Source organism: Streptomyces sp. NPDC096311, from assembly GCF_044763085.1.
Taxonomy (GTDB): domain Bacteria; phylum Actinomycetota; class Actinomycetes; order Streptomycetales; family Streptomycetaceae; genus Streptomyces.
In genome coordinates this window covers 18,792-41,730 of the sequence record NZ_JBIWFN010000006.1, presented here as the reverse complement: position 1 = coordinate 41,730, position 22,939 = coordinate 18,792, and the positions used below count along the sequence as shown (strand labels likewise).

The following is a 22,939-nucleotide window of genomic DNA, read 5'->3' as shown; positions in this document are numbered from 1 at the left end:
TACGGCGCGAGGTGACCTCACCCGCCTCCGCCCATCACACGCCCAGCCGCTGTGCACCCGCGCCGAACCGCCTGTGCGTCGACGGTGAACCTCCCCGGACGTCGTTCAGGAGGCAGCCGGTGTCGGTACGGCGGAGGCAAGCAGGAGGAGTTTTTCGGCGCTGTCGGTGCCGGGGTCCGGGTGGTAGACGACAAGCGTCTGACCTGCCGTTCCGTCGATGCCCAGTCTCTCCCGGTTCAACTGCAGGCCACCGACCCGAGGGTGGTCCATGTGCTTGGGTGCGCCTTCGCACGCCTCCACGTCGTGGCGGGCCCAGAGCCGTCTGAAGCGGGGGCTGGCGAGGCAGAGTTCACCGACGAGCTCGATGACCCGGGGATCGTCGGTGTCCGTGCCGACGGACTCGCGAAAGCCGGCGACCATGCCCCCGGCCGCGCTCTCCCAGTCCGGGTGGAGGGCCTGCTCGGCAGGGTCGAGGAACAGGTCGCGCAGCCGGTTGGCCCCTGCCACGAGGCGCGGTGACAGAGCGGTCGCCAGGGCGTTGGCGGCGAGGACGTCGAAGGAGCGGCCCTCGACCAGTGCGGGCAACGGGAGCGTGGCGACGAGCTTGGCGATGCCCGGAGGCACGGTCTCCTCCCGGCGTCGGCGTCGGTGCCGTCGGGGTGTGTCGGCGCCGAGGCGCAGCAGGTACGCCGTCGCGGCGTCGTCCAGCCGCAACACGCGGGCGAGGGACTCGAGGACCTGCACGGAGGGGTTGCGGTCGCGGCCCTGCTCCAGGCGCAGGTAGTAGTCGGCACTGATGCCGGCGAGCATCGCGACCTCTTCCCTGCGCAGACCCGGCACCCGCCGTACCCCCGAAACGGGGATACCGACCTGTTCGGGAGTGACGAGCTCACGGCGGGCACGCACGTAATCGCCCAACAGGTTGGGTGCGTCGGTCATCTCCCCACTGTAATTCGCGCCGTCGCGCGCGTGCCTGGTCCTGTCACCCCCAGGATCGCGGGTGCCCTGGCTCGGTCAGCACCTCGGCGGCAGCCTTCAACACGACCGAGCCCGACCACACCGCCCTCGACCTCACCGCCGGTGTCGACGGCGCGCAAGGAGCGAACCCATGTCAACGTATCTGCTGGTACACGGTGCCTGGCACAACGGAGAGTGCTGGGAGCGGGTGGTCCCCTTGCTGGCGTCGGCCGGACATCGGGTGATCGCGCCGTCCCTGACCGGCTATGGCGACAGGTCGCATCTGCTCGGCCCCGAGGTGGGGCTCGACACACACGTCGACGACGTCGTCGATCTGATCGTCGAGGAAGACCTCACCGAGGTGGTCCTCGTCGGACACAGCTACGCCGGGCTGGTCATCTCGTCCGCGGCCAACCAGATCCCGGACCGGATCGCGCGGCTGGTCTACCTCGACGCGATGGTCCCCGAGGACGGCGAGAGCGCGGCCGACGTCCTCCCCGTGACCCAGGCCCTGATCGACCTCGCCGTGCGGTCCGACAGCGGCTGGCGGGTTCCGCCGCTGCCCGAGATGCCGCCGCCCTCGGGTCTGTTCGGGGTCACCGACCCGGCGGATGTCGCCTGGCTGCGCACGATGCTGTCCGATCAGCCGGTGCGCTGCCTCCAACAACCGGTCCGACTGGACAACCCCGCCGTGCACACGATCCCGCGGACACACATCCACTGCACGGTGGGCAAGCCGGAGGGCCTCGACCGGCGGCCCGTCCCCGCGACACAGCCCAACGGCACCCCGGCACAGGTGTGGGAACTGGCGACCGGCCACGACTGCATGGTCACCATGCCGGTCGAGCTCACCGAACTGCTGCTCAAGCTCGGCTGACCCGCTCATCCTGCGCAGGCGACCCCAAGGGCCCGGAACCAGTGGAGTTCCGGGCCCGGGTCGAGCGAGCCGGTGGGTCAGCTCGCCGAGGGCGACGCCGACGTGCTCGGCTGCGTGTCCGTGCTGTCGTGCGTCTCGTCCGGGGCCACGCCCATCGTCAGGTGCGCGCGGACTCCCTTCGCGATGTTCTTCTTGTCGTACTTGAGGTACAGAAGGCCGCCCGTGTGGCCGTTCTGGGGGTAGATCGTGTCCTCGGTGAGCGTGGTGCGCGTGGTGGTGTTGGTGGAGTACGGGGAGACCTTCGCCGACGCCAGCACCGACTTCTCGTCGAAGAAGAACTGGCCTGTGTGGCAGGTGTGCCCGCCCTCGTAACCCGCGTCGGTCCAGGTGCCGTCCACATGCACCTTCGTGTGGATGTGGACGGCGCGGCCCTGGTACCAGCCCGGGAAGATCGTCTTGAAGGTCACATAACCGCGCTTGTCCGTCTTCCAGGTGCCGCGAAGATAGCGCTCGTCGTCGGTCGGCTCGGAGTGGCCGCCACCCGTGCCGCCGGAGGGCCCGCCGGACGGGGGCTCACCCGTGGGCGTGCCCGAGGGGGCGTCGGTCGGGGCGCCGGAGGGCGGGGTGCCGCCGCCACCGCCACCGCCGCTGCCCATCGCCTCGAAGCCGGAGTAGACACCCAGAGCGGTGCAGTGCCAGATGTCGACCGCCGCGTTCTTGACGGGCTTACAGGTGTCAGCGTCGATCACTTTGAGTTCGAGGGTCATCGGAATGCCCTCCTTGCCCTCGGTGATGTTCTGACGGAGCTTGTCCGCGTCGATGTAGTAAGGGCCCTCGGTGGTCTCCGAGGTGAGGGTGTAGCACGTCTCCGACGCCGTGGCGGAAGAGGAGGCAGAGGCAGAGGCGTCCGTCGTCTCGCCCGCGAACGCGTTCACGGCGAGTCCGCCGCCCACGCCCACGGCCGCGACAGCCGCGCCACCTGCGACGACGACTTTACGTCGCGTCATGTCCCGCTTGTGCGCCGGTGCTTGTTTCTCAGTCATGTGCAGGGACGCTAGGGACCCCGCCTGTCAGCAGCATGGGTGCGGACTGTGGTTTTGCGTGGACACGCAAAAGTGGCCCGGAACCGGCGGCGGTTCCGAGCCACTGAGGCAGGGAGGGGTACCTGGAAATGCCCCTGCGAGGACTACTTCGGCTGCGGCTTGCGCACCGAGAGGTGCAGCTCCCGCAGACGGGTCTCGTCCAGCTCCGTCGGCGCGCCCATCATCAGGTCCTGCGCGTTGCCGTTGAGCGGGAACGCGATCGTCTCGCGGATGTTCGGCTCGTCCGCGAGGAGCATGACGATGCGGTCGACGCCCGGGGCGATCCCGCCGTGCGGCGGGGCGCCGAAGCGGAAGGCGCGCAGCATGCCGGCGAACTGCTCCTCGACGGTGTCACGGTCGTAGCCCGCGATCTCGAAGGCCTTGAGCATGATCTCGGGCTCGTGGTTGCGGATCGCGCCGGAGGACAGCTCGACGCCGTTGCAGACGATGTCGTACTGCCAGCCCAGGATGTCCAGCGGGTCCTGGGACTCCAGGGCCTCCAGGCCGCCCTGGGGCATCGAGAACGGGTTGTGCGAGAAGTCGATCTTCCCGGTTTCCTCGTCCTTCTCGTACATCGGGAAGTCGACGATCCAGCAGAACCGGAAGACGTTCTCCTCGAAGTTGCCCGAGCGCTTCGCGGCCTCGACCCGCACCGCGCCCATGATCTTCGAGACCTCGTCGAACTCGCCCGCTCCGAAGAACACCGCGTGGCCGGGGGCCAGGGAGAGGCGCTTGGTCAGCTCGGCGACGTTGTCCTCGGTGAGGAACTTGGCGATCGGGCCCGTCAGCGAGCCGTCCTCACCCACCCGGACCCAGGCCAGGCCCTTCGCGCCCTGCTCGACCGCGTAGTCACCGAGGCCGTCGAAGAACTTGCGGGTCTGACCGGCGACGTCCGGCACCGGCAGGGCGCGTACGTGCTTGCCGGCGAAGGCCTTGAACTCCGAGCCCTCGAAGATGTCGGTGATGTCGACCAGTTCCAGCTGGGCGCGCAGGTCCGGCTTGTCGGAGCCGTACTTCAGCATCGCCTCGCGGAACGGGATGCGCGGGAAGGGGGAGGTGACATGACGGCCACCGCCGAACTCCTCGAACAGCTCCGTCATCAGCTTCTCGATGGGCTGGAAGACGTCCTCCTGCTCGACGAAGGACATCTCCACGTCGAGCTGGTAGAACTCGCCCGGCGAGCGGTCGGCGCGCGCGTCCTCGTCGCGGAAGCAGGGCGCGATCTGGAAGTAGCGGTCGAAGCCGGAGATCATCAGCAGCTGCTTGAACTGCTGCGGCGCCTGCGGCAGGGCGTAGAACTTGCCCGGGTTCAGACGGGAGGGGACCACGAAGTCGCGCGCGCCCTCGGGGGAGGTGGCGCTGAGGATCGGGGTCGCCATCTCGTTGAAGCCCAGCGCCGTCATCTTGTGACGGATCGCGGAGATCACGGCCGTACGCAGCAGGATGTTGCGGTGCATGCGCTCGCGGCGCAGGTCGAGGAAGCGGTACTCCAGGCGCCGCTCCTCGTTGACGCCGTCCTCGGCGTTGATCGTGAACGGCAGCGAGGCGGCGGCGCCGAGCAGCTCGACCTCGCTCACCTCGACCTCGATCTCGCCGGTGGGCAGGTCCGGGTTGACGTTCTCCGCGCCACGCGAGACGACCTTGCCGTCGACGCGAACCGTCGACTCCTTGGAGACCTTGTCGAGGGCCTCGTAGGCGGGCGTGCCGGGGCGGGCGACGAGCTGCGTGATGCCGTAGTGATCGCGCAGATCGATGAAGAGGATGCCGCCCAGGTCTCGGCGATTGTGCAGCCAGCCGCTCAGCCGGACGTCGCTGCCGACGTCAGAGGCGCGGAGCTCGCCGCAGGTGTGGGACCTGTACCGATGCATCGTCGTTCATCCAGTCTTCGCGGATCGGGGTCTGTTTCACATGAGCTTGGGTCTGTTTCACGTGAAACTTCCGGGCCGACGCCCGGATCCCCCAAGGGTACCGGCCGCCCAAAGATCACCACTCCGAATACTCTCGGTGGCACCTTCCGATCACCTCTTCATACAGTGGGTCAATGCGCACTGGTGAGCCCCTGCCTGCTGTGGGGGACGTACTGGCCGCCCTTGCGACCGGCGTGTGGCGCTGGGACAACGCACACGGGCAGGTCACCGTCGACGCCGAGGCCGCCCGGCTCCTCGGGCTGCCCGCGGAGAGAACGACCGTCACCGAGGTGGCCACGCGCTCCCGGTTCCACCCGGCCGACTGGAACGAGGTCGTCAGCGTCGTACAGCTCGCCGTCGCCGAGGACACGCTCGCCGAGGTCCGGCTACGGATCATGGACGAGCACGGGCGGGTGATCCGTACCGTGCGCAGCCGCTCCAAGCCGAGCGTCGACCCCGAGACCGGGGAGTTCGTGCTGTTCGGCACCCTCCAGGAGGTCACCGAGACCTCGGGGGCCACCGCCGCGCGCACCCCGCTCACCGGTGACTGGCGCCGCTCGCGCGAGGCGTTCCTGCTGGACGCGGGGCGGGCGCTGGCCGAGGCGCGGTCCACGGCCGAGGTACTGCGGGTCGCGGCGGGCCTGTCGATGCCGGGGTTCACACCGGACGGGCTGGCCGTCTTCGGCGTGGACGGGGAACGACTCACCGTCGTCGGCCACCACGGGCAGAAGCCGGGAGACGAGGGCCCCTTCACCCATATGTCCCTGGCCACCGACTACCCGGCCGCGGAGGTGGTCCGCACGGGCCGTGCCGTCTATCTCTCCTCCCCCAAGGACTACAAGGAGCGCTATCCGGTCTCCTGGCCGCTCGCCGAACACTTCGGGCGGGAGTCCTGGGCCTTTCTGCCGCTGACCGTCGCCGGGCGCACGATGGGCGCGTGGATGGCGGCCTTCACCTACCCGGTCAGCTTCACGCCCGACGAGCGTTCCGTGCTGACGACCGTGGCCCGGATGCTCGCACAGGCCCTCTCCCGCGCCGTGGCCGCCGAGACGGAGCGGGAGCTCACCGACGGCCTGCAGCGCTCGATGATGCCCACCCTCGGCCCGCAGATGCCGGGCATGGGAGTCGCCGCACGCTATGTCCCCACCGGCGGCGGCCTCCAGGTCGGCGGCGACTGGTACGACGTGATCCCGCTGCCGAGCGGCCGCTTCGCCCTGGTCATCGGGGACGTCCAGGGCCACGACGTGCGCGCCGCCGGGCTGATGGGCCAGCTCCGTATCGCCCTGCGCGCGTACGCCTCCGAGGGCCACCGGCCCGACGCGGTCCTCTCCCGGGCCTCACGGTTTCTGTGCGGGATCACGGACTCGGTGACGTACGGCTCCACCGGCGAGAGCGGCGGCAACACCTCGGACCCGCGCTTCGCGACCTGCCTGTACGTCGAGGTGGACCCGGCGACCGGCATCCTGGACTTCGCCCGTGCGGGGCACCCGGACCCCGCGATACGCATGGCGGACGGGACGGTGCTGATACGGCCCACGGCGGGCGGACTGCCGCTCGGCATCGACCCGGACGCCGACTACCCCACGACCCGGCTCGCCCTGGAGCCCGGCGAGACCATGCTGCTGTGCACCGACGGGCTGATCGAGACCGGCGGCCACGACCTCGACACCGGATGGCGCCGTATCCGCCACATCCTGGAATCCCACGACGGCGGCATGGAGGAGCTCGCCGACGCGCTGGTCCAGGGCGTGCACGGGCCCTCCTCGCACCACACCCCGGGGCCGCTGGCCGACCGGCGCGAGGACGACATAGCCGTGCTGCTGCTGAGCCGGCAGGGCAAGGGGGACGGCGACACGGTCGAGGCCCCGCTCTCATCCTCGGTGCGACGCACCGCGCTGACCGTGGCGCAGGCCGAGCCCGAGCGGATCTCGGGGGCCCGCCAGCAGCTGCGCGAGATGCTGCACGACTGGGCCTGCGACGACCAGCGCGATTCGGCGGTCCTCCTCGTCTCCGAGATGCTCACCAACGTCCTCGTCCACACCGACACCGACGCGCTGCTCGTCGCCGAGGTGACCGGCGGTGCGGACGACCGCCGGATGCGGGTCGAGGTCACCGACGCCAGCGACGACCTGCCGCACCGCCGGCATCCGGGCGAACTGGCGTCCTCCGGACGCGGGCTGATGCTCGTGGAATTCCTCGCCGACGCCTGGGGCGTCGACCCACGGGGCGAGGGCAAGAGCATCTGGTTCGAGTTCTACGAGGTGTCTGGTGAAGACGGGGAGGCCGGTGGGGACGGGGAGGCCGACTCGTAGTGGGTCCGGAGTTCCGCGAGGATCCCGAACCCGGCGGCCGTCAACGGTACGGCGAGCAGCATGCCCAGGATGCCCGCGACGGACGCGCCCGCCGTGATCGCCAGCATCACCACCGCCGGATGCATCTGCACGGTCCGGCTCTGGATCATCGGCTGCAGCACATGCCCTTCGAGGACCTGCACGGCGAGCACGACCCCGAGCGCCCACAGCGCGATCACGAACCCCCGGTCGGCGAGCGCGACCAGCACGGCCACCGCTCCGGAGAGGAACGCGCCGAGGTAGGGGATGAACGCCCCCACGAAGACCAGCGCACCGAGCCCGGCCGCGCCCGGGACACGCAGGATCAGCAGCCCGATCGTGATGCACAGGGCATCGATGAGGGCGATCACCGTGGTCCCGCGCATGAAGCCCTGGACGGCGCCGAAGGCGCGCCGGGCCATGGCCTCCACCATGTCCGCGGTGCCGCGCGGCGCCAGCGACCGCAGCAGCCCGGCGGTGCGGTGGGAGTCGCGGAGGAAGAAGAAGACGAGCAGCAGGGCCAGTACGGCCATGGCGATGGACTCGCCCACCACGCTCACGCCGCTGATGACATTGGACGCGGCCGTCGCGCCGAACTTGGTCAGCAGGTCCTTGGCGTTGGCGGCGATGTCGTCGAGGGAGGTGCCCGCCGCGCCGAAGTGCTCGGCGACGGACCGCGCGGCCAGCCTGAGGGAGGCGGTGATCTGGTCCCCGGTGTCGATGAGCGCGGCGACCACGATGTAGACGGCGCCGCCGACGACCACGACCACCGCGACACAGGTGAGCCCCGCGGCCAGCGACCGGTTGACCCCGACGTGCACCAGCCGCCGGTACATCGGCCCGAGCAGCGCGGTGCCGAGGAGCGCGAGCAGCACGGGCACGATCGCCGTACGGAACTCCCCGCACAGCCGGATCCCGACCCACGCCACACCGGCGACGAGCAGGATCACGGCGCACCAGGCGGCCAGCCGCCGGGCGCCCTCGGGGAGTAGCTGCACGCCTCCACCCGACCACGCGAGGGCCGGGCCGTCCCGCCGGAACGGCCCGGTCGGGTGACACGGCGTCAGCGCGAGAGGCCCCGTCCGACGGCCGAAAGGCCCCGTCCGGGGTGGGGACGGGGCCTTTCGTGGTCGGGCGGAGGAAGGCCGGAAGGGGCCGGGAAGGGATTACATCCCGCCCTCGGACATTCCGTGCACCGCCGGAACGGTGCCCAGACGGCCCTTCTGGAAGTCCTCGAAGGCCTGCTGCAGCTCCTCGCGGGTGTTCATCACGAAGGGGCCGTAGTGGGCCATGGGCTCGCGGATCGGCTGTCCGCCGAGCAGGACGACCTCGAGGTCCGGCGTGTTCGCGTCCTGCTTCTCGTCCGCGCGGACGGTCAGCGAGCCGCCCGCGCCGAAGACGGCGGTCTGGCCGGTGTGGACCGGCCGACGGCCCGTACCGACGCTGCCGCGTCCGGCGAGGACGTACGCGAGACCGTTGAAGTCCTCGCGCCACGGGAGGGTCATCTCGGCGCCGGGCGCCAGGGTCGCGTGGACCATGGTGATCGGCGTGTGCGTGATGCCGGGACCCTGGTGGCCGTCGAGCTCACCGGCGATGACGCGCAGCAGCGCGCCGCCGTCGGGGGTGCTCAGCAGCTGGACCGAGCCGCCGCGGATGTCCTGGTACCGGGGGGCCATCATCTTGTCCTTGGCCGGGAGGTTCACCCACAGCTGGAGGCCGTGGAAGAGGCCGCCGGACATGACGAGAGACTCCGGCGGGGCCTCGATGTGCAGGAGGCCGGCGCCCGCCGTCATCCACTGGGTGTCGCCGTTGGTGATGGTGCCGCCACCACCGTTGGAGTCCTGGTGGTCGAAGATGCCGTCGATGATGTACGTCACGGTCTCGAAGCCGCGGTGGGGGTGCCAGGGGGTGCCCTTGGGCTCGCCCGGCGCGTACTCCACCTCGCCCATCTGATCCATCATGATGAACGGGTCGAGGTGGCGGTAGTTGATTCCGGCGAACGCACGGCGAACCGGGAAACCCTCGCCCTCGAAGCCGCTGGGCGCGGTCGTCACGGTGAGCACGGGACGGTCCACGGCGTCGGCCGGCGCGACCACACGGGGCAGGGTCAGCGGGTTCTCGACGGTCACTGCAGGCATGTCGGTACCTCCTTGTGCTGCGAGTTTAGTTGATTGTTGAACTTTCTGCCACCCACAACGACGGACGCCCGGAGGGCATTCCCTCCGGGCGTCCGGACTGTCGTAGGGGAGTGGGCGCTACCCGTACATACGGCGCATGGCGAAGTCCACCATCTGCTCCACGGCCTTCGCGTCGAAGACCATACGGTGCTCCCCCTCCATGTCGAGGACGAAGCCGTAGCCGGTGGGGAGCAGGTCGATCACCTCGGCGCCGGTGATCACGAAGTACTTGGACTCCTTGCCGGCGTACCGGCGCAGCTCCTTGAGCGAGGTGAACATCGGGATGACCGGCTGCTGGGTGTTGTGCAGCGCCAGGAATCCGGGGTTGTCGCCACGTGGGCAGTAGACCTTCGACGTCGCGAAGACCTGCTGGAAGTCCTCCGCGGACATCGATCCCGTGGTGAACGCACGCACCGCGTCCGCCAGCGAGGGCGGGGACGGCTCGGGGTAGAGCGGCGGCTGCTGGCCGTAACCGCCGGGCATCTGCTGCTGCGGCGGGGCGTACTGCTGCTGGGCTGCACCACCAGTCGCGTCATGGCCGTATCCGTACATGGGTCAAAGAGTAGTCGGCCACATATGGGCCATCAGGGGTTGATTCTTATTACCGACGGGTAGCATCATCGTAGCTACTTGCCAGTACGTGTAACGAGGCTGCGAGTACCTCCACCTCCCCGATCCCTTACGGAGCCGTCGCCATGGGGCACTACAAGTCGAATCTCCGCGACATCGAGTTCAACCTCTTCGAGGTGCTCGGGCGCGACAAGCTGTACGGCACCGGACCGTTCGCGGAGATGGACGTCGACACCGCCAAGAGCGTCCTCGACGAGCTGGCCCGTCTCTCGGAGAACGAGCTGGCGGACTCCTTCGCGGACGCCGACCGCAACCCGCCGGTCTTCGACCCGGAGACCAACACGGCTCCCGTACCGGCATCCTTCAAGAAGTCGTACAAGGCCTTCATGGACTCCGAGTACTGGCGCCTGGGCCTGCCCGAGGAGCTCGGCGGCACCACCTCGCCCCGCTCCCTGATCTGGGCGTACGCGGAGCTGGTGCTCGGCGCCAACCCGGCGGTCTGGATGTACTCCTCCGGCCCCGCCTTCGCGGGCATCCTCTTCGAGGAGGGCACCGAGGTCCAGAAGCACATCGCGAAGATCGCCGTCGACAAGCAGTGGGGCTCCACCATGGTGCTCACCGAGCCGGACGCCGGCTCGGACGTGGGCGCGGGCCGCACCAAGGCGGTCCAGCAGGAGGACGGCTCCTGGCACATCGAGGGCGTGAAGCGCTTCATCACGTCCGGTGAGCACGACATGTCGGAGAACATCCTCCACTACGTGCTCGCCCGTCCCGAGGGCGCCGGCCCCGGCACCAAGGGCCTGTCCCTCTTCCTCGTCCCGAAGTACGAGTTCGACTTCGAGACCGGCGAGCTGGGCGAGCGCAACGGCGCGTACGCGACGAACGTCGAGCACAAGATGGGCCTCAAGGCGTCCAACACCTGCGAGATGACCTTCGGCGACCGCCACCCCGCCAAGGGCTGGCTGATCGGCGACAAGCACGACGGCATCCGCCAGATGTTCCGGATCATCGAGTTCGCCCGCATGATGGTCGGCACGAAGGCGATCTCGACCCTGTCGACGGGTTACCTGAACGCCCTTGAGTACGCCAAGGAGCGCGTCCAGGGTCCCGACCTCGCGAACTTCATGGACAAGACCGCGCCCAAGGTCACCATCACGCACCACCCCGACGTGCGCCGCTCGCTGATGACGCAGAAGGCCTACGCCGAGGGCATGCGCGCCCTGGTGCTGCACACCGCCGCGATCCAGGACGAGATCCAGGTCAAGGAGGCCGCCGGCGAGGACACCGCCGCCCTGGAGGCCCTCAACGACCTGCTCCTGCCGATCGTGAAGGGCTACGGCTCCGAGAAGGGCTACGAGCAGCTCGCCCAGTCGCTGCAGACCTTCGGTGGCTCCGGCTTCCTGCAGGAGTACCCGATCGAGCAGTACATCCGCGACGCCAAGATCGACACCCTGTACGAGGGCACCACCGCGATCCAGGGCCAGGACTTCTTCTTCCGGAAGATCGTCCGCAACCAGGGCGCGGCGCTGAACTCCCTCGCCGAGGACATCAAGAAGTTCCTGGCGCTCGGCACGGGCGGCGAGGACCTGTCCGCGGCCCGCGAGCAGCTCGCCAAGGCGGCCGTCGAGCTGGAGGCCATCGTCGGCCTCATGCTCACGGACCTGGCGGCCACCGAGCAGGACGTCAAGAACATCTACAAGGTCGGCCTCAACACCACCCGCCTGCTGCTGGCCTCCGGCGACGTGGTCGTCGGCTACCTGCTGCTGCGCGGTGCCGCCGTGGCCGCCGAGAAGCTGGAGACGGCCTCGGCGAAGGACAAGCCCTTCTACACCGGCAAGATCGCCGCGGCGAAGTTCTTCGCCGCCAACGTCCTGCCCGGCGTCACCGGCGCCCGCAAGCTCGCCGAGGGCGTGGACCTGGACCTGATGGAGCTGGACGAGGCGGCGTTCTGATCCTCGTGGCCTGAGGGCATCGCCGTCGGCGGCCCGTTCCCGGAGCGAATCTCCGGGGGCGGGCCGCCGCCGTACGCGGCCACAAGGGGCTCGCGGCAGCCCGCTCCTCGCATGTATTTCTCGCATGGTTCGAAGACCACGGGACGCGGGGATTCGAAGACCACGAGGCCCGGGAAGCGAACCGGAACCTGCCCCTCCAGTCAGATGTCCGTCCTTCACATCCCCTTACGAGGGGCCGTCCCCATCGCCGGGAGCGGGCCCGCGGGCGTCGTTAAGGTGAACCCATGAGCACAAGCGCCCGCTTCGATCGCGGCCACACCGACGACCTCATGACCTTTCTGGCGGCAAGCCCGACGCCGTACCACGCCGTGGCGAACGCCGCCGAGCGGCTGGAGAAGGCCGGATTCCGTCAGGTCGCCGAGACCGATGCCTGGGAGGGGACGAGCGGCGGCAAGTACGTGCTGCGCGGCGGCGCGATCGTCGCCTGGTACGTGCCCGAGGGTGCCGAGCCGCACACCCCGTTCCGGATCGTGGGCGCGCACACCGACTCCCCCAATCTGCGGGTGAAGCCGCAGCCGGACAGCGGGGCGCACGGCTGGCGCCAGGTCGCCGTGGAGATCTACGGCGGCCCGCTGCTGAACTCCTGGCTGGACCGGGACCTGGGGCTGGCGGGACGACTGACGCTGAAGGACGGCTCCTCGCGTCTGGTAAACATCGACCGGCCCCTGCTGCGCGTGCCCCAGCTCGCCGTGCACCTCGACCGTTCCGTCTCCACCGACGGCCTCAAGCTCGACAAGCAGCGTCATCTGCAGCCCGTCTGGGGTCTGGGCGACCCCGGCGAGGGCGACCTGATCGCCTTCCTGGAGGAGGAGTCGGGGCTGCCGGCGGGTGAGGTCGCCGGCTGGGACCTGATGACCCACTCCGTCGAGCGGCCCGCGTACCTGGGCCGCGACAAGGAGCTGGTGGCCGGACCGCGCATGGACAACCTGCTGTCCCTGCACGCCGGTACGGCGGCGCTGATCGCGGCGGCGACGGGCGAGGGCTCACCTTCCGACTCCGGTTCCGGCTCCCCCTCCGGTTCGGATTCCGGTTCTGGCTCGGGTTCCGGTTCGGGGCTCTCGTACATCCCCGTCCTCGCGGCCTTCGACCACGAGGAGAACGGCTCGCAGAGCGACACCGGCGCCGACGGTCCGCTGCTCGGCGGCGTGCTGGAACGCTCGGTGTTCGCGCGCGGCGGCTCGTACGAGGACCGGGCGCGCGCCTTCGCGGGCACCATCTGCCTCTCCTCCGACACGGGCCACGCCGTCCACCCCAACTACGCGGAGCGGCACGACCCGACGCACCACCCGCGCGCGGGCGGCGGCCCCATCCTCAAGGTGAACGTCAACAACCGCTACGCCACGGACGGTTCGGGCCGTGCCGTCTTCGCCGCCGCCTGCGCGAAGGCCGGTGTGCCCTTCCAGTCCTTCGTCTCCAACAACTCGATGCCCTGCGGCACCACCATCGGCCCGATCACCGCGGCCCGCCACGGCATCAGGACCGTCGACATCGGCGTGGCCATCCTCTCGATGCACAGCGCCCGCGAACTCTGCGGCGCTGACGACCCGTTCCTGCTGGCCAACGCGCTGGTGGCGTTCCTGGAAGGTTAGTTCCGCATGCCCGGCGCGCCGCCGGGTACCCGGACCGGGCCTGAGAGAAGCCGAGTTGGTGACAAGGAGGCGACACCCATGAGTCTGGGCGGATGCATCATCCTGATCGCAGCGGGGGCGGTCCTCACATTCGCGACCGACTGGCACATGAAGGGGGTCAACCTCGACCTGGTCGGTCTCATCTTCATGATCGTCGGGCTGATCGGCGTGGTGACGTTCAGCAGCATCGCCAGGAGGCGCCGGGTGGTCATACCGCCCAGCACCCCGGTGATCGAGGAGGAGCGGCACCACCGGGGCGGCTACGGCGTGTAGCCAACGCTGCGGAAGTACGTGCAGCCAACGCTGCGGACGCAGGGGACGATCAGTCGGCCATGCCCGCCAGCACCAGCGGCAGCCGGTCCGTGCCACCCTCGGTGAGGCGGACCGGCACACCCCAGTCCTGCTGGTGGACATGGCAGGCCGGGTACTCGTTCGCGGGATCGTCGTCGCAGGACGCCGCCATCGCGGAGACATGCAGAACGCCCTCCGTGACGGCCGGGTTCAGCTCCAGGGCGCGGAAGAGATCGGTTCCCGCGCCCTCGCCCGTGAGCAGCAGCTCGGGCGGGGTCGAGGACACGAGCAGCCGGGTGGACGGCCCGTAGCGCATGTCCAGCTTCTGGCCCGTCGGGGCCTGGAAGACGACGTCCAGCCGGAGCCCTCCCGGAGCGACTTCGGTCGCCGCGCGCTGGGTGCGGTGGGCCACCGACTCCACCCGCACGGCCTCCTCGGGAAGCCGCAGCCGGGTCAGCCGGTGCCGCGCCGACTCCACGACCACGATGTCGTCCCCGACGAGAACCGCGTCGCTGGGCTCCCTCAAGTCGGTCGCCAGCGTGGTCAGCTCGCCCGTCGCGGGGTCGTAGCGGCGCAGTGCGTGGTTGTACGTGTCGCTGACCGCAACCGAGCCGTCGGGGAGGGCCGTGACACCCAGCGGGTGCTGGAGCAGGGCCTGTTCGGCGGCTCCGTCCCGGTGCCCGAAGTCGAACAGCCCGGTGCCGACGGCGGTGTGCACGGTCCCGTCGAGGTCGACCCAGCGCAGGGCGCTCGTCTCGGAGTCGGCCAGCCAGAGCCGGTCGGCGGTGGCGGCGAGCCCGGAGGGCTGCGCGAACCAGGCCTCGGCCCCCGGCCCGTCCACGAGCCCCTCGTTCGTCGTACCGGCGGCGACCCCGACGGTGGAGCCCCGCGGGTCATACGCCCACAGCTGGTGCACCCCGGCCATGGCGATCCAGACCTTCCCGCCGAACAGCGCCACGTCCCACGGCGAGGACAGGTCCACCTCGCGCGCCGGGCCGGACGTCGGCGAGCCCTGCCACCACTGGCGTCCCGTCCCCGCGAGGGTGCTGACCTCGCCGGTCACGAGGTCGAGGCGGCGCAGCGCGTGGTTCACGGTGTCCGCGACGACGACCGAACCGTCGTCGAGCAGCGCCAGCCCCTGCGGCTCGCTGAACCCGGCCTCCTCGGCCGATCCGTCCACGAACCCCCGCACCCCGGAGCCGATCCGCCGTACGACGCTCTCCCCGTCGCCCTCCAGCTCGACGAGCTGGTGCCGGGTCGTGTCGCTGACCAGGAGGTTCCCGCTCGGCAGGGCGAGGGCCTTGCCGGGGAAGCGGAGCGCCGTGGGCTCGGGCTCGGGTGCCACGTACGGCCCGTCGCCGCGGCGCAGCGTCCCCTTGGCCGCGTGCTCGGCCTCCAGCTCCTCCACCAGGCGGGCGATCGCGTGCGCGTGCCCCTCACCGGCGTGCTGCGCGACCACGTACCCCTCGGGGTCGATCACGACGAGCGTCGGCCAGGCACGCACGGCGTACTGCTTCCAGGTCGCGAGCTCGGGATCGTCGAGCACCGGGTGCTCGACCCCGTACCGCTCCACCGCGTCCACGACCGCCTGGTGCTCGGCCTCGTGCACGAACTTCGGCGAGTGCACCCCGATGATCACCACCGTGTCCCGGTGCTTCTCCTCCAGCTCCCGCAGCTCGTCCAGGACATGCAGACAGTTGATGCAGCAGAAGGTCCAAAAATCGAGGATGACAATGCGCCCTCGCAGGTCGGCGAGGGTGTACTGCCGCTCTCCCGTGTTCAGCCAGCCGCCCTTGCCGATCAGCTCGGGGGCGCGGACGCGAGCGCGGCGGGGGGTGGGTGCCGAGGCGGTGGGCGGGGCGGAGTCGTTCATGGAAACAAGGGTGCCACCCGCCACCGACAATCAGCCCAGCGCGTGCCCCGTGGTGGCGTCCACGTGGTCCGGGATCTCGTCGTGGCGGTCGCCGACGGTGCTGGTTCCGGTGGGCTCGAAGAGCAGGATCGCGGCGCCGGTCGGGGCGGCCGGCCTGTGTTCGGTCCCGCGGGGGACGGTGAAGACGGAGCCCTGGGGGAGAACGACGGTCCGCTCGCCCGCCGTCTCCCGGAGCGCGATGGTCAGCTCGCCCTCCAGGACCAGGAAGAACTCGTCCGTGTGGTCGTGCACGTGCCACACGCGCTCGCCCTCGACCTTGGCGATGCGCACGTCGTAGTCGTTGACGGCGGTGACGATACGGGGGCTCCAGAGGTCGGAGAAGGAGGCGAGGGCGGTGGCGAGGGCGACGGGCTCACCGCCGCTGTCCGAAGAGGTGGTACGGGTGCTGCTCGAAGAGGCCATGTGGTCATCCTCGGCGGTGGTGCGGCACGAGCACGAGTGCTAGAAATCGCATATGGCGCAAGAATCCTCTCACCGTGTCGTGCTGATCGTCGACGAGAACTCGAACCCGTTCGAGATGAGCTGTGCCATCGAGGTCTTCGGGCTGCCCCGGCCCGAACTGGGGCGGGAGTTGTACGACTTCCGGCTCTGCGCCGCCGGGCCGCTTACGCGGATGCGCGACGGCTTCTTCACGCTGACCGGAGTCGCCGGTCTTGAGGCGGCCGAGGAGGCGGACACGCTGATCGTGCCGAACCGGCCGGACACCGAGGCCCCGCGCTCACCCCGTGTGCTGGATGTCGTGCGCCGGGCGCACGCGCGCGGCGCACGGCTACTCGGTTTCTGCTCGGGCGCGTTCACGATCGCGGAGGCCGGGCTGCTGGACGGGCGGCGGGCGGCCTGCCACTGGATGTGGGCGGACTCCTTCCGGGCGCGTTTCCCGGCGGTGCGCCTGGAGCCGGACGTCCTCTTCGTGGACGACGGCGACATCCTCACGGCGTCCGGCAGCGCCTCGGCGCTCGACCTGGGGCTGCACGTCGTGCGCCGGGACCACGGCGCCGAGATCGCCAACGCGGTCAGCCGACGGCTCGTGTTCGCGGCGCACCGGGACGGAGGTCAGCGGCAGTTCGTGGAGCGGCCGGTGCCCGACGTGCCGGACGAGTCGCTCGGTCCGCTGCTCGCGTGGGCGCAGGAACGGCTGGGCGAGCCGCTGACGGTGGCGGACCTCGCGGCCCACGCGGCCGTCTCCCCCGCCACGCTCCACCGCCGTTTCCGAACCCAGTTGGGCACCACGCCACTGGCCTGGCTCACCGGGGAACGCGTCGCCGTCGCCTGCCGGTTGATCGAGCGGGGAGAGGAGCGACTGGACGTCGTGGCCGAGCGGAGCGGCCTGGGCACGGCGGCCAACCTACGGGCACGGCTCCGGCGGGAGACCGGGCTGAGCCCGTCGGCGTACCGGCGGCGGTTCGGGCCGGCCCCCGGAGAAGCGGTGATACCCGGCTCCTTCGTGAGGAAGGAGCCGGGCGCGGGTTTTCCGGCCTCAGGAGGACGGAGCGGGACCGGGCTGTGAAGTGGCCTGGGATCCGGCCTGCTTGCCCCAGGCCTCGGACGCCGCCTTCGGAGGGGTGAAGGCGTGATGATCTTGTGGATCCCGGGAACCGGTAACGGTATGAGATTCCTCGTACGCGACCGGCTCCTCGGCTTCGGTGACGACTACTGGATCGAGGACGACCACGGCAACAAGGTGTTCCTCGTCGACGGCAAGGCGATGCGACTGCGGGACACCTTCGAGCTGAAGGACACCCGCGGGCGTGTCCTCATCGACATCCACCAGAAGATGTTCGCCCTGCGGGACACGATGGTGATCGACCGAGAGGGGGAACCGCTGGCGACGATCAGACGCAAGCGGCTGTCCCTGCTCCGCAACCACTACCGGGTGTCCCTGGTGGACGGTACGGAACTCGACGTCAGCGGCAAGATCCTCGACCGCGAGTTCGCCGTCGAGTACGAGGGTGAGCTGCTGGCGGTGATCTCGCGCCGTTGGCTGCACGTACGGGAGACGTACGGCGTCGACGTCGTCCGCGAGGACGCGGACCCCGCGCTGCTGATCGCGGTGGCGGTGTGTGTGATCCACCTGGCGGAGAAGGAGCGGGGCGAGGACTGACTCGACGGGCCGAGGTGAGGAGGGGCCAGAGGAGAGGAGAGGAGCGGCCGGAAGACCGGGGAAAAAGGACCGGCTCAGCGGCGCGGTGCCGTCAGTCCCAGCATCCGGTCCTTCAGCGCCGGGAACTGCTCCCGCGTGGTCGCGACCTTCCCGGGGTCGAAGTCCACCGTGAGCACCTGCTCCCCGGCCCCCGCCTCCGCCAGGACCTCCCCCCACGGATCGACCACGATCGAGTGACCGGCCTGGGGAACGCCCGCGTGCGTGCCGGCCGTTCCACAGGCGAGAACGAACGCCTGGTTCTCGACCGCGCGGGCCTGGGCGAGCAGCGTCCAGTGGGAGCGGCGCCGCTCGGGCCAGCCGGCCGAGAGGACGAGGGTCTCGGCGCCGGCGTCGACGAGCCCGCGGAAGAGCTCGGGGAAGCGGAGGTCGTAGCAGGTGGCGATGCCGAGGGTGGTCTCCGGCAGACGGACCGTCGCCAGTTCGGCGCCCGCGCCCATCATGACGGCCTCGCCCTTGTCGAAGCCGAAGCGGTGGATCTTGCGGTAGGTGGCGGCCAGGTCGCCGGAGGGGGTGAAGACGAGAGAGGTGTTGTAGAGCGTGCCGTCGGCGTCCCGCTCGGGGATCGACCCGGCGTGCAGCCAGGTGCCCGCGTCGCTCGCCGCCTTCGCCATGACCTCGAACGTCGGCCCTTCGAGGGACTCCGCCTCGGTACCGAACGCCTCGTAGGCGAACGCGCCGGTGGTCCACAGCTCCGGCAGCACGACCAGATCGACTCCGGCTTGTTCTCGTACCAGAGCGGCCACACGCCGCCGACGCGAATCGACCGATTCGCCGTCGTTTACGTCGATCTGGAGGAGAGAGGCGCGCACACTACCACCGTCCTGGCATTCGAGCCGTCCATACAGGCCTACGATCGTCACACGAAAGCACTGCCGGGGTGCCTCACAGCAGCGTAACTTAGCGTCCCAAGACACCCGCTACCTGTGCACTGCCCGCGTCCTACCGCCCGAGGGGTCCCGTTCCGTGAGTCTGCATCCCAGCCTTCAGTCCTACGCCGACGCCTGGACCCACTCCGTCGATGCGATATCCGAGTTGGTGTCGCCGCTGGTGGAAGGTGAGTGGAACCGGCGCACGCCCTGCCCCGGCTGGTCGGTGCGGGATCTCGTCTCGCACGTCATCGGGCTCGACTGCGAGATGCTGGGCGATCCGCGGCCGATCCACACGCTCCCCCGCGATCTGTATCACGTGACGAACGAGCACCAGCGGTACATGGAGATGCAGGTCGACGTGCGCCGCCACCACACGGCGCCGGAGATGACCTCCGAGCTGGAGTACACGATCATCCGCCGCAACCGTCAGCTGCGGAACGAGTCGCGGCAGCCGGACGCCAAGGTGCGCGGGCCGCTCGGGACCGAGATCACCCTCGAACAGGCGATGCGCAGGCGTGCGTTCGACGTATGGGTGCACGAACAGGACCTGCGGGTGGCCCTCGGGATGCCCGGCAACCTCGACTCTCCCGGCGCGCACATCGTCCGCGACAAGCTCCTCGGGGCCCTGCCGAAGGTCGTCGCCAAGGACGCGGGGGCGCCCGCGAACTCTGCGGTCGTCTTCGACATCCACGGGCCGCTGGAGTTCCTGCGGACGGTGCGGGTCGATGCGGACGGGCGCGGCTCGATAGACGGCGCCCCCTCTCTCGGCCCGGCCGCCACCCTGACCCTCGACTGGGAGACGTACTTCCGTCTCGCCTGCGGCCGCGTCACGGCCGACGCCGTCTTCGACCGCATCAAGACGGAGGGCGACCCGGAACTGACCGCGGCCATCCTGAGGAACTTCACGGTCACGCCGTAGCGCGAGGTTCTCGGACCGCGGGTTGGGCGGGGGCTGCTGGTCAGGCAGTTCCCCGCGCTCCTGAAGGGGCGCTACGCGGGGACGTGCACCGTCTCCACGCGGCTGGCCACCAGCCGCTCACGCTCCCTGCGCGCCGCCTGCTTCCGCAACCGGAAGATCTGGCTCAGCCCCAGCGCCTGAAGAACGAACACGGCGGAGAAGGCGACGCGATAGTTGTCCCCGGTCGCGTCCAGCAGCACGCCGATCGCGAACAACGTCGTCATGGAGGCGACGAAACCGCCCATGTTGGTGATCCCGGACGCGGTGCCCTGCCGCTCCAGTGGATTCGCGGGCCGCGCGAAGTCGAACCCGATCATGGAAGCCGGCCCACACGCCCCGAGCACCGCGCACAGCACGACCAGCAGCCACATGGGATCCCGGTCACCGGGATACGCCAGCGCACTCGCCCAGACCACCGCCGTCGCCGTCACCGTCCCGAGCGCCAGCGGAAGCCGCGCCGCGTGATGCCGGGCGACGATCTGCCCGTAGACAAGACCCACGAACATGTTGGACAGCACCACGAGGGTGAGCAGTTCACCGGCCGTCGCCCGCGACAGCCCCTGCGCCTGGACCAGGAACGGCATGCCCCACAGGAGCAGGAAGACCATCGCCGGGAACTGTGTCGTGAAGTGCACCCACATCCCCAGTCGCGTGCCGGGCTCCCGCCACGACGCCGCGATCTGTCGCCGCACATACGCGGCCCCCTGGTGCGGGAACGGTTCCGGCTCGTGCCCCTCGGGGTGGTCCTTCAGGAAGAGAAGGAGGAGTACGAGGACGACCACTCCGGCGAACGCGCTGCCCGCGAACGCCGTCGTCCACCCCACCCCGTGCAGCAGCCGCGCGATGACGAGGGTGGAGACCAGGTTGCCCGCCATGCCCACAAGACCGGCGAGCTGCGCGACCAACGGCCCCCGCCGCGCCGGGAACCACCGCGTGCCCAGCCGCAGCACGCTGATGAACGTCATCGCGTCCCCGCAGCCCAGCAGCGCGCGCGAGGCGAGCGCCATCCCGTACGTGGAGGAGAACGCGAAGCCCAACTGGCCCGCGGTGAAGAGCAGGACGCCGATGGTCAGCACCTTCTTGGTGCCGAGTCCGTCGACCAGCAGTCCCACGGGTATCTGCATGCCCGCGTAGACGAGGAGTTGCAGGATCGAGAAGGTGGAGAGGGCGGAGGCGTTCACATGGAAGCGGTCCGCGGCGTCGAGCCCGGCCACTCCCAGCGAGGTACGGAAGATGACGGCGACGAAGTAGACGGAGACGCCGATGCCCCAGACGCCGATCGCGCGGCGGCCCCCGGGCGGGTCTCCGGGGAGCGAGACGGCCGAGTGGGAGCTCATCGGACCTCGCCCCGCGCCAGGTTCGAGAACCAGCTGACGTGACCGTGGACGATGTCGACCGCCGCCTCCGCGTCGCCGGACCGCAGTGCTTCGAGGATCGCCTCGTGCTCGGTGAGCGTCTTGGTGATGCGGTCGGGGTGCGCGTGCATGACCGCGACGCCCATCCGCAACTGCCGGTCGCGCAACTGGTCGTAGAGCCGGGAGAGGATCTCGTTGCCGCCGCTGCGGACGATCTCGGCGTGGAAGCAGCGGTCGGTGACGGCGGCGCCGGCCAGGTCTCCCGCGGCGGCCTGCTCCTTCTGCTGCGCGAGGAGTTCCTCCAGGCGCGCGATGAGACGCGGCGACGCGGGTACGGCCTTGCGGACCGAGTGTTCCTCCACGAGTTGCCGTGTCTCGACCACGTCCGCGATCTCCTGCGCGGAGACGGGCAGGACGAGCGCGCCCTTCTTCGGGTAGAGCTTGATCAGGCCCTCGACCTCGAGCCGGAGCAACGCCTCGCGCACCGGCGTGCGCGAGACCCCCACGGCCTCGGCGAGCTCGCCCTCGGTGAGCAGCGTCCCACCCTCGTAACGGCGTTCCAGGACGCCCCGCTTGACGTGGGTGTAGACGCGGTCGGCGGCGGGGGGTTGCTTGGTGGCGGGCGGAGCGGACACGGACGGCGCGACAGGCATGCGCACATCATAGATACAACACGTACGCATGGTCGTGCGTCGTCCAGGATGCGGACCGATAGCCTTCACGCGGTCAACGCCCGCCCCTCGGCGTAACCCACGTCACACAATTCCAGCCCATCTTCCGTGCATCCCTTTGGGTCCCTCACGAGTCCGTACGTAAGACGGCACTGCCATGTGCCGTTCTCCCAGGGGCATTTCGCGCATTCGGAGCGTTCATTTTGATTACCGGCATTAAGGGCACGCGTTTCCGTCGAGCCGCCGCTGTCACCGTTACCACCGGCGCCGTACTGGCGGCCGGAGCCTTCGGGGCCGCCCCCGCAGGGGCCGTCACGACGCCCACCATCGCCGCCGCCGGCGGCTACGTGATGAACAACGGCACGGCCAAGACCTTGTACACCAAGGCTGCGGACACCAAGCGTTCCACCGGTTCCACCACCAAGATCATGACCGCCAAGGTCGTGCTCGCGCAGCCGAACCTCAACCTCGACGCCAAGGTCACGATCCAGAAGGCGTACAGCGACTACATCGTCGCCAACACCGCGTCCTCCGCCCACCTGATCGTCGGCGACAAGGTCACCGTCCGTCAGCTCCTCTACGGTCTGATGCTGCCGTCCGGCTGTGACGCCGCCTACGCGCTCGCCGACAAGTTCGGCTCGGGCACGACCCGTGCCGCCCGCGTGAAGTCGTTCATCGGCAAGATGAACACCACCGCGCGGAGCCTCGGCATGACGAACACGAAGTTCGACTCGTTCGACGGCATCGGCAACGGCAGCAACTACTCGACGCCGCGCGACCTGACGAAGCTCGCCAGCAGCGCGATGAAGAGCACCACGTTCCGCACGGTCGTGAAGACCAAGTCGTACACGGCGAAGACCGTCACGAAGACCGGCAGCACCCGCACCATGGCGGCGTGGACCAACACGAACACGCTGCTCAGCAGCTACAGCGGCACCATCGGCGTGAAGACCGGCTCCGGCCCCGAGGCCAAGTACTGCCTCGTCTTCGCGGCCACCCGCAACGGCAAGACGATCATCGGCACGGTCCTCGCGTCGACCTCGATCACCCAGCGCGCCACGGACGCCACCAAGCTCCTGAACTACGGCTTCGCCAAGTAGTTCCCGGACAGAGCAGTTCCCGGGCACCACAGCCGAAGGGGGCCCGTCGCCGAACGCGACG

At 69.8% G+C, this 22,939-nt stretch carries 20 protein-coding genes; 9 read left to right on the top strand and 11 right to left on the bottom strand.

Translation table 11 applies throughout. The features are described 5' to 3' along the window. Nucleotides 1–105: 105 nt before the first annotated feature. Nucleotides 106–939: a helix-turn-helix domain-containing protein gene (locus ACIRA5_RS16765; RefSeq protein WP_403691395.1), complete on the bottom strand. Its 834-nt coding sequence runs from the start codon at nt 937–939 to the stop codon at nt 106–108. 169 nt (nt 940–1,108) lie between these two features. Between ACIRA5_RS16765 and ACIRA5_RS16760 the strand changes: the two genes are divergently transcribed. Next, complete coding sequence (locus ACIRA5_RS16760; protein WP_403691394.1) at nt 1,109–1,834, top strand: alpha/beta fold hydrolase; 726 nt, start codon at nt 1,109–1,111, stop codon at nt 1,832–1,834. A 77-nt stretch (nt 1,835–1,911) separates the two neighbouring features. Here ACIRA5_RS16760 and ACIRA5_RS16755 read toward each other — a convergent pair whose 3' ends face one another. Together ACIRA5_RS16755 and aspS are read right to left on the bottom strand one after the other, a co-directional pair. Beyond that, on the bottom strand, nt 1,912–2,877 hold the full coding sequence (locus ACIRA5_RS16755; RefSeq protein WP_403691393.1) for an intradiol ring-cleavage dioxygenase: 966 nt from the start codon (nt 2,875–2,877) through the stop codon (nt 1,912–1,914). A gap of 143 nt (nt 2,878–3,020) precedes the next feature. Next, entirely contained in the window at nt 3,021–4,784 is a 1,764-nt protein-coding gene (aspS, locus tag ACIRA5_RS16750) for an aspartate--tRNA ligase (RefSeq protein WP_403691391.1), read from the bottom strand. A gap of 173 nt (nt 4,785–4,957) precedes the next feature. Between aspS and ACIRA5_RS16745 the strand changes: the two genes are divergently transcribed. Further along, nucleotides 4,958–7,135: a SpoIIE family protein phosphatase gene (locus tag ACIRA5_RS16745; RefSeq protein ID WP_403691390.1), complete on the top strand. Its 2,178-nt coding sequence runs from the start codon at nt 4,958–4,960 to the stop codon at nt 7,133–7,135. On the opposite strand, the gene ACIRA5_RS16740 is transcribed toward ACIRA5_RS16745, so the two are convergent. The 3 genes from ACIRA5_RS16740 to ACIRA5_RS16730 all read right to left on the bottom strand — a co-directional run bounded on the left by ACIRA5_RS16740 (nt 7,078) and on the right by ACIRA5_RS16730 (nt 9,882). Continuing rightward, nucleotides 7,078–8,151: an AI-2E family transporter gene (locus ACIRA5_RS16740; protein ID WP_403691388.1), complete on the bottom strand. Its 1,074-nt coding sequence runs from the start codon at nt 8,149–8,151 to the stop codon at nt 7,078–7,080. The genes ACIRA5_RS16745 and ACIRA5_RS16740 overlap by 58 nt on opposite strands. 168 nt (nt 8,152–8,319) lie before the next feature. Then, nucleotides 8,320–9,291 (bottom strand): pirin family protein, encoded by a 972-nt coding sequence (locus ACIRA5_RS16735; protein WP_403691386.1) that lies wholly within the window; start codon nt 9,289–9,291, stop codon nt 8,320–8,322. Between the two features lie 117 nt (nt 9,292–9,408). After that, nucleotides 9,409–9,882: an SseB family protein gene (locus ACIRA5_RS16730; RefSeq protein WP_355313815.1), complete on the bottom strand. Its 474-nt coding sequence runs from the start codon at nt 9,880–9,882 to the stop codon at nt 9,409–9,411. A 143-nt stretch (nt 9,883–10,025) separates the two neighbouring features. On the opposite strand from ACIRA5_RS16730, the gene ACIRA5_RS16725 reads away from it, so the two are divergent. The 3 genes from ACIRA5_RS16725 to ACIRA5_RS16715 all read left to right on the top strand — a co-directional run bounded on the left by ACIRA5_RS16725 (nt 10,026) and on the right by ACIRA5_RS16715 (nt 13,813). Beyond that, nucleotides 10,026–11,852, top strand: a complete 1,827-nt coding sequence (locus ACIRA5_RS16725) for an acyl-CoA dehydrogenase (RefSeq protein WP_403691384.1) — start codon at nt 10,026–10,028, stop codon at nt 11,850–11,852. Between the two features lie 284 nt (nt 11,853–12,136). Continuing rightward, on the top strand, nt 12,137–13,501 hold the full coding sequence (locus tag ACIRA5_RS16720; protein ID WP_403691383.1) for a M18 family aminopeptidase: 1,365 nt from the start codon (nt 12,137–12,139) through the stop codon (nt 13,499–13,501). Between the two features lie 78 nt (nt 13,502–13,579). Then, entirely contained in the window at nt 13,580–13,813 is a 234-nt protein-coding gene (locus ACIRA5_RS16715; protein ID WP_403691381.1) for a hypothetical protein, read from the top strand. 49 nt (nt 13,814–13,862) lie between these two features. Here ACIRA5_RS16715 and ACIRA5_RS16710 read toward each other — a convergent pair whose 3' ends face one another. Beyond that, complete coding sequence (locus ACIRA5_RS16710) at nt 13,863–15,704, bottom strand: thioredoxin-like domain-containing protein (protein ID WP_403691380.1); 1,842 nt, start codon at nt 15,702–15,704, stop codon at nt 13,863–13,865. A 30-nt stretch (nt 15,705–15,734) separates the two neighbouring features. Beyond that, entirely contained in the window at nt 15,735–16,166 is a 432-nt protein-coding gene (locus ACIRA5_RS16705) for a cupin domain-containing protein (RefSeq protein ID WP_403691379.1), read from the bottom strand. A 52-nt stretch (nt 16,167–16,218) separates the two neighbouring features. Here ACIRA5_RS16705 and ACIRA5_RS16700 point away from each other — a divergent pair, with 52 nt between their 5' ends. Both ACIRA5_RS16700 and ACIRA5_RS16695 read left to right on the top strand, forming a co-directional pair. After that, nucleotides 16,219–17,271 (top strand): GlxA family transcriptional regulator, encoded by a 1,053-nt coding sequence (locus ACIRA5_RS16700; protein ID WP_403691378.1) that lies wholly within the window; start codon nt 16,219–16,221, stop codon nt 17,269–17,271. A 99-nt stretch (nt 17,272–17,370) separates the two neighbouring features. Further along, entirely contained in the window at nt 17,371–17,865 is a 495-nt protein-coding gene (locus tag ACIRA5_RS16695; protein ID WP_403691376.1) for an LURP-one-related/scramblase family protein, read from the top strand. A gap of 74 nt (nt 17,866–17,939) precedes the next feature. Here ACIRA5_RS16695 and ACIRA5_RS16690 read toward each other — a convergent pair whose 3' ends face one another. Further along, a complete protein-coding gene (locus ACIRA5_RS16690; protein ID WP_403691375.1) occupies nt 17,940–18,734 on the bottom strand; it encodes a carbon-nitrogen family hydrolase in 795 nt (264 codons plus the stop codon). Nucleotides 18,735–18,888: 154 nt separating this feature from the next. Between ACIRA5_RS16690 and ACIRA5_RS16685 the strand changes: the two genes are divergently transcribed. Next, nucleotides 18,889–19,713 (top strand): maleylpyruvate isomerase family mycothiol-dependent enzyme, encoded by an 825-nt coding sequence (locus tag ACIRA5_RS16685; RefSeq protein WP_403691373.1) that lies wholly within the window; start codon nt 18,889–18,891, stop codon nt 19,711–19,713. Between the two features lie 71 nt (nt 19,714–19,784). On the opposite strand, the gene ACIRA5_RS16680 is transcribed toward ACIRA5_RS16685, so the two are convergent. Both ACIRA5_RS16680 and ACIRA5_RS16675 read right to left on the bottom strand, forming a co-directional pair. After that, nucleotides 19,785–21,089, bottom strand: coding sequence for a nitrate/nitrite transporter (locus tag ACIRA5_RS16680; protein WP_403691372.1), 1,305 nt, complete (start codon nt 21,087–21,089; stop codon nt 19,785–19,787). After that, nucleotides 21,086–21,760 (bottom strand): GntR family transcriptional regulator, encoded by a 675-nt coding sequence (locus tag ACIRA5_RS16675; RefSeq protein ID WP_403691370.1) that lies wholly within the window; start codon nt 21,758–21,760, stop codon nt 21,086–21,088. The genes ACIRA5_RS16680 and ACIRA5_RS16675 overlap by 4 nt, the downstream gene beginning before the upstream one ends. A gap of 221 nt (nt 21,761–21,981) precedes the next feature. Here ACIRA5_RS16675 and ACIRA5_RS16670 point away from each other — a divergent pair, with 221 nt between their 5' ends. Beyond that, nucleotides 21,982–22,878, top strand: coding sequence for a D-alanyl-D-alanine carboxypeptidase family protein (locus ACIRA5_RS16670; RefSeq protein ID WP_403691369.1), 897 nt, complete (start codon nt 21,982–21,984; stop codon nt 22,876–22,878). Nucleotides 22,879–22,939: the final 61 nt, after the last annotated feature.

Coding starts and splice junctions, on each gene's coding strand:
- ACIRA5_RS16735 (WP_403691386.1), bottom strand. CDS start 9,291: ATGCCTGCAGTGACCGTCGAGAACCCGCTGACCCTGCCCCGTGTGGTC.
- ACIRA5_RS16725 (WP_403691384.1), top strand. CDS start 10,026: ATGGGGCACTACAAGTCGAATCTCCGCGACATCGAGTTCAACCTCTTC.
- ACIRA5_RS16695 (WP_403691376.1), top strand. CDS start 17,371: ATGAGATTCCTCGTACGCGACCGGCTCCTCGGCTTCGGTGACGACTAC.
- ACIRA5_RS16755 (WP_403691393.1), bottom strand. CDS start 2,877: ATGACTGAGAAACAAGCACCGGCGCACAAGCGGGACATGACGCGACGT.
- ACIRA5_RS16675 (WP_403691370.1), bottom strand. CDS start 21,760: ATGCCTGTCGCGCCGTCCGTGTCCGCTCCGCCCGCCACCAAGCAACCC.
- ACIRA5_RS16705 (WP_403691379.1), bottom strand. CDS start 16,166: ATGGCCTCTTCGAGCAGCACCCGTACCACCTCTTCGGACAGCGGCGGT.
- ACIRA5_RS16680 (WP_403691372.1), bottom strand. CDS start 21,089: ATGAGCTCCCACTCGGCCGTCTCGCTCCCCGGAGACCCGCCCGGGGGC.
- ACIRA5_RS16720 (WP_403691383.1), top strand. CDS start 12,137: ATGAGCACAAGCGCCCGCTTCGATCGCGGCCACACCGACGACCTCATG.
- aspS (WP_403691391.1), bottom strand. CDS start 4,784: ATGCATCGGTACAGGTCCCACACCTGCGGCGAGCTCCGCGCCTCTGAC.
- ACIRA5_RS16700 (WP_403691378.1), top strand. CDS start 16,219: ATGGCGCAAGAATCCTCTCACCGTGTCGTGCTGATCGTCGACGAGAAC.
- ACIRA5_RS16760 (WP_403691394.1), top strand. CDS start 1,109: ATGTCAACGTATCTGCTGGTACACGGTGCCTGGCACAACGGAGAGTGC.
- ACIRA5_RS16730 (WP_355313815.1), bottom strand. CDS start 9,882: ATGTACGGATACGGCCATGACGCGACTGGTGGTGCAGCCCAGCAGCAG.
- ACIRA5_RS16710 (WP_403691380.1), bottom strand. CDS start 15,704: ATGAACGACTCCGCCCCGCCCACCGCCTCGGCACCCACCCCCCGCCGC.
- ACIRA5_RS16745 (WP_403691390.1), top strand. CDS start 4,958: ATGCGCACTGGTGAGCCCCTGCCTGCTGTGGGGGACGTACTGGCCGCC.
- ACIRA5_RS16765 (WP_403691395.1), bottom strand. CDS start 939: ATGACCGACGCACCCAACCTGTTGGGCGATTACGTGCGTGCCCGCCGT.
- ACIRA5_RS16715 (WP_403691381.1), top strand. CDS start 13,580: ATGAGTCTGGGCGGATGCATCATCCTGATCGCAGCGGGGGCGGTCCTC.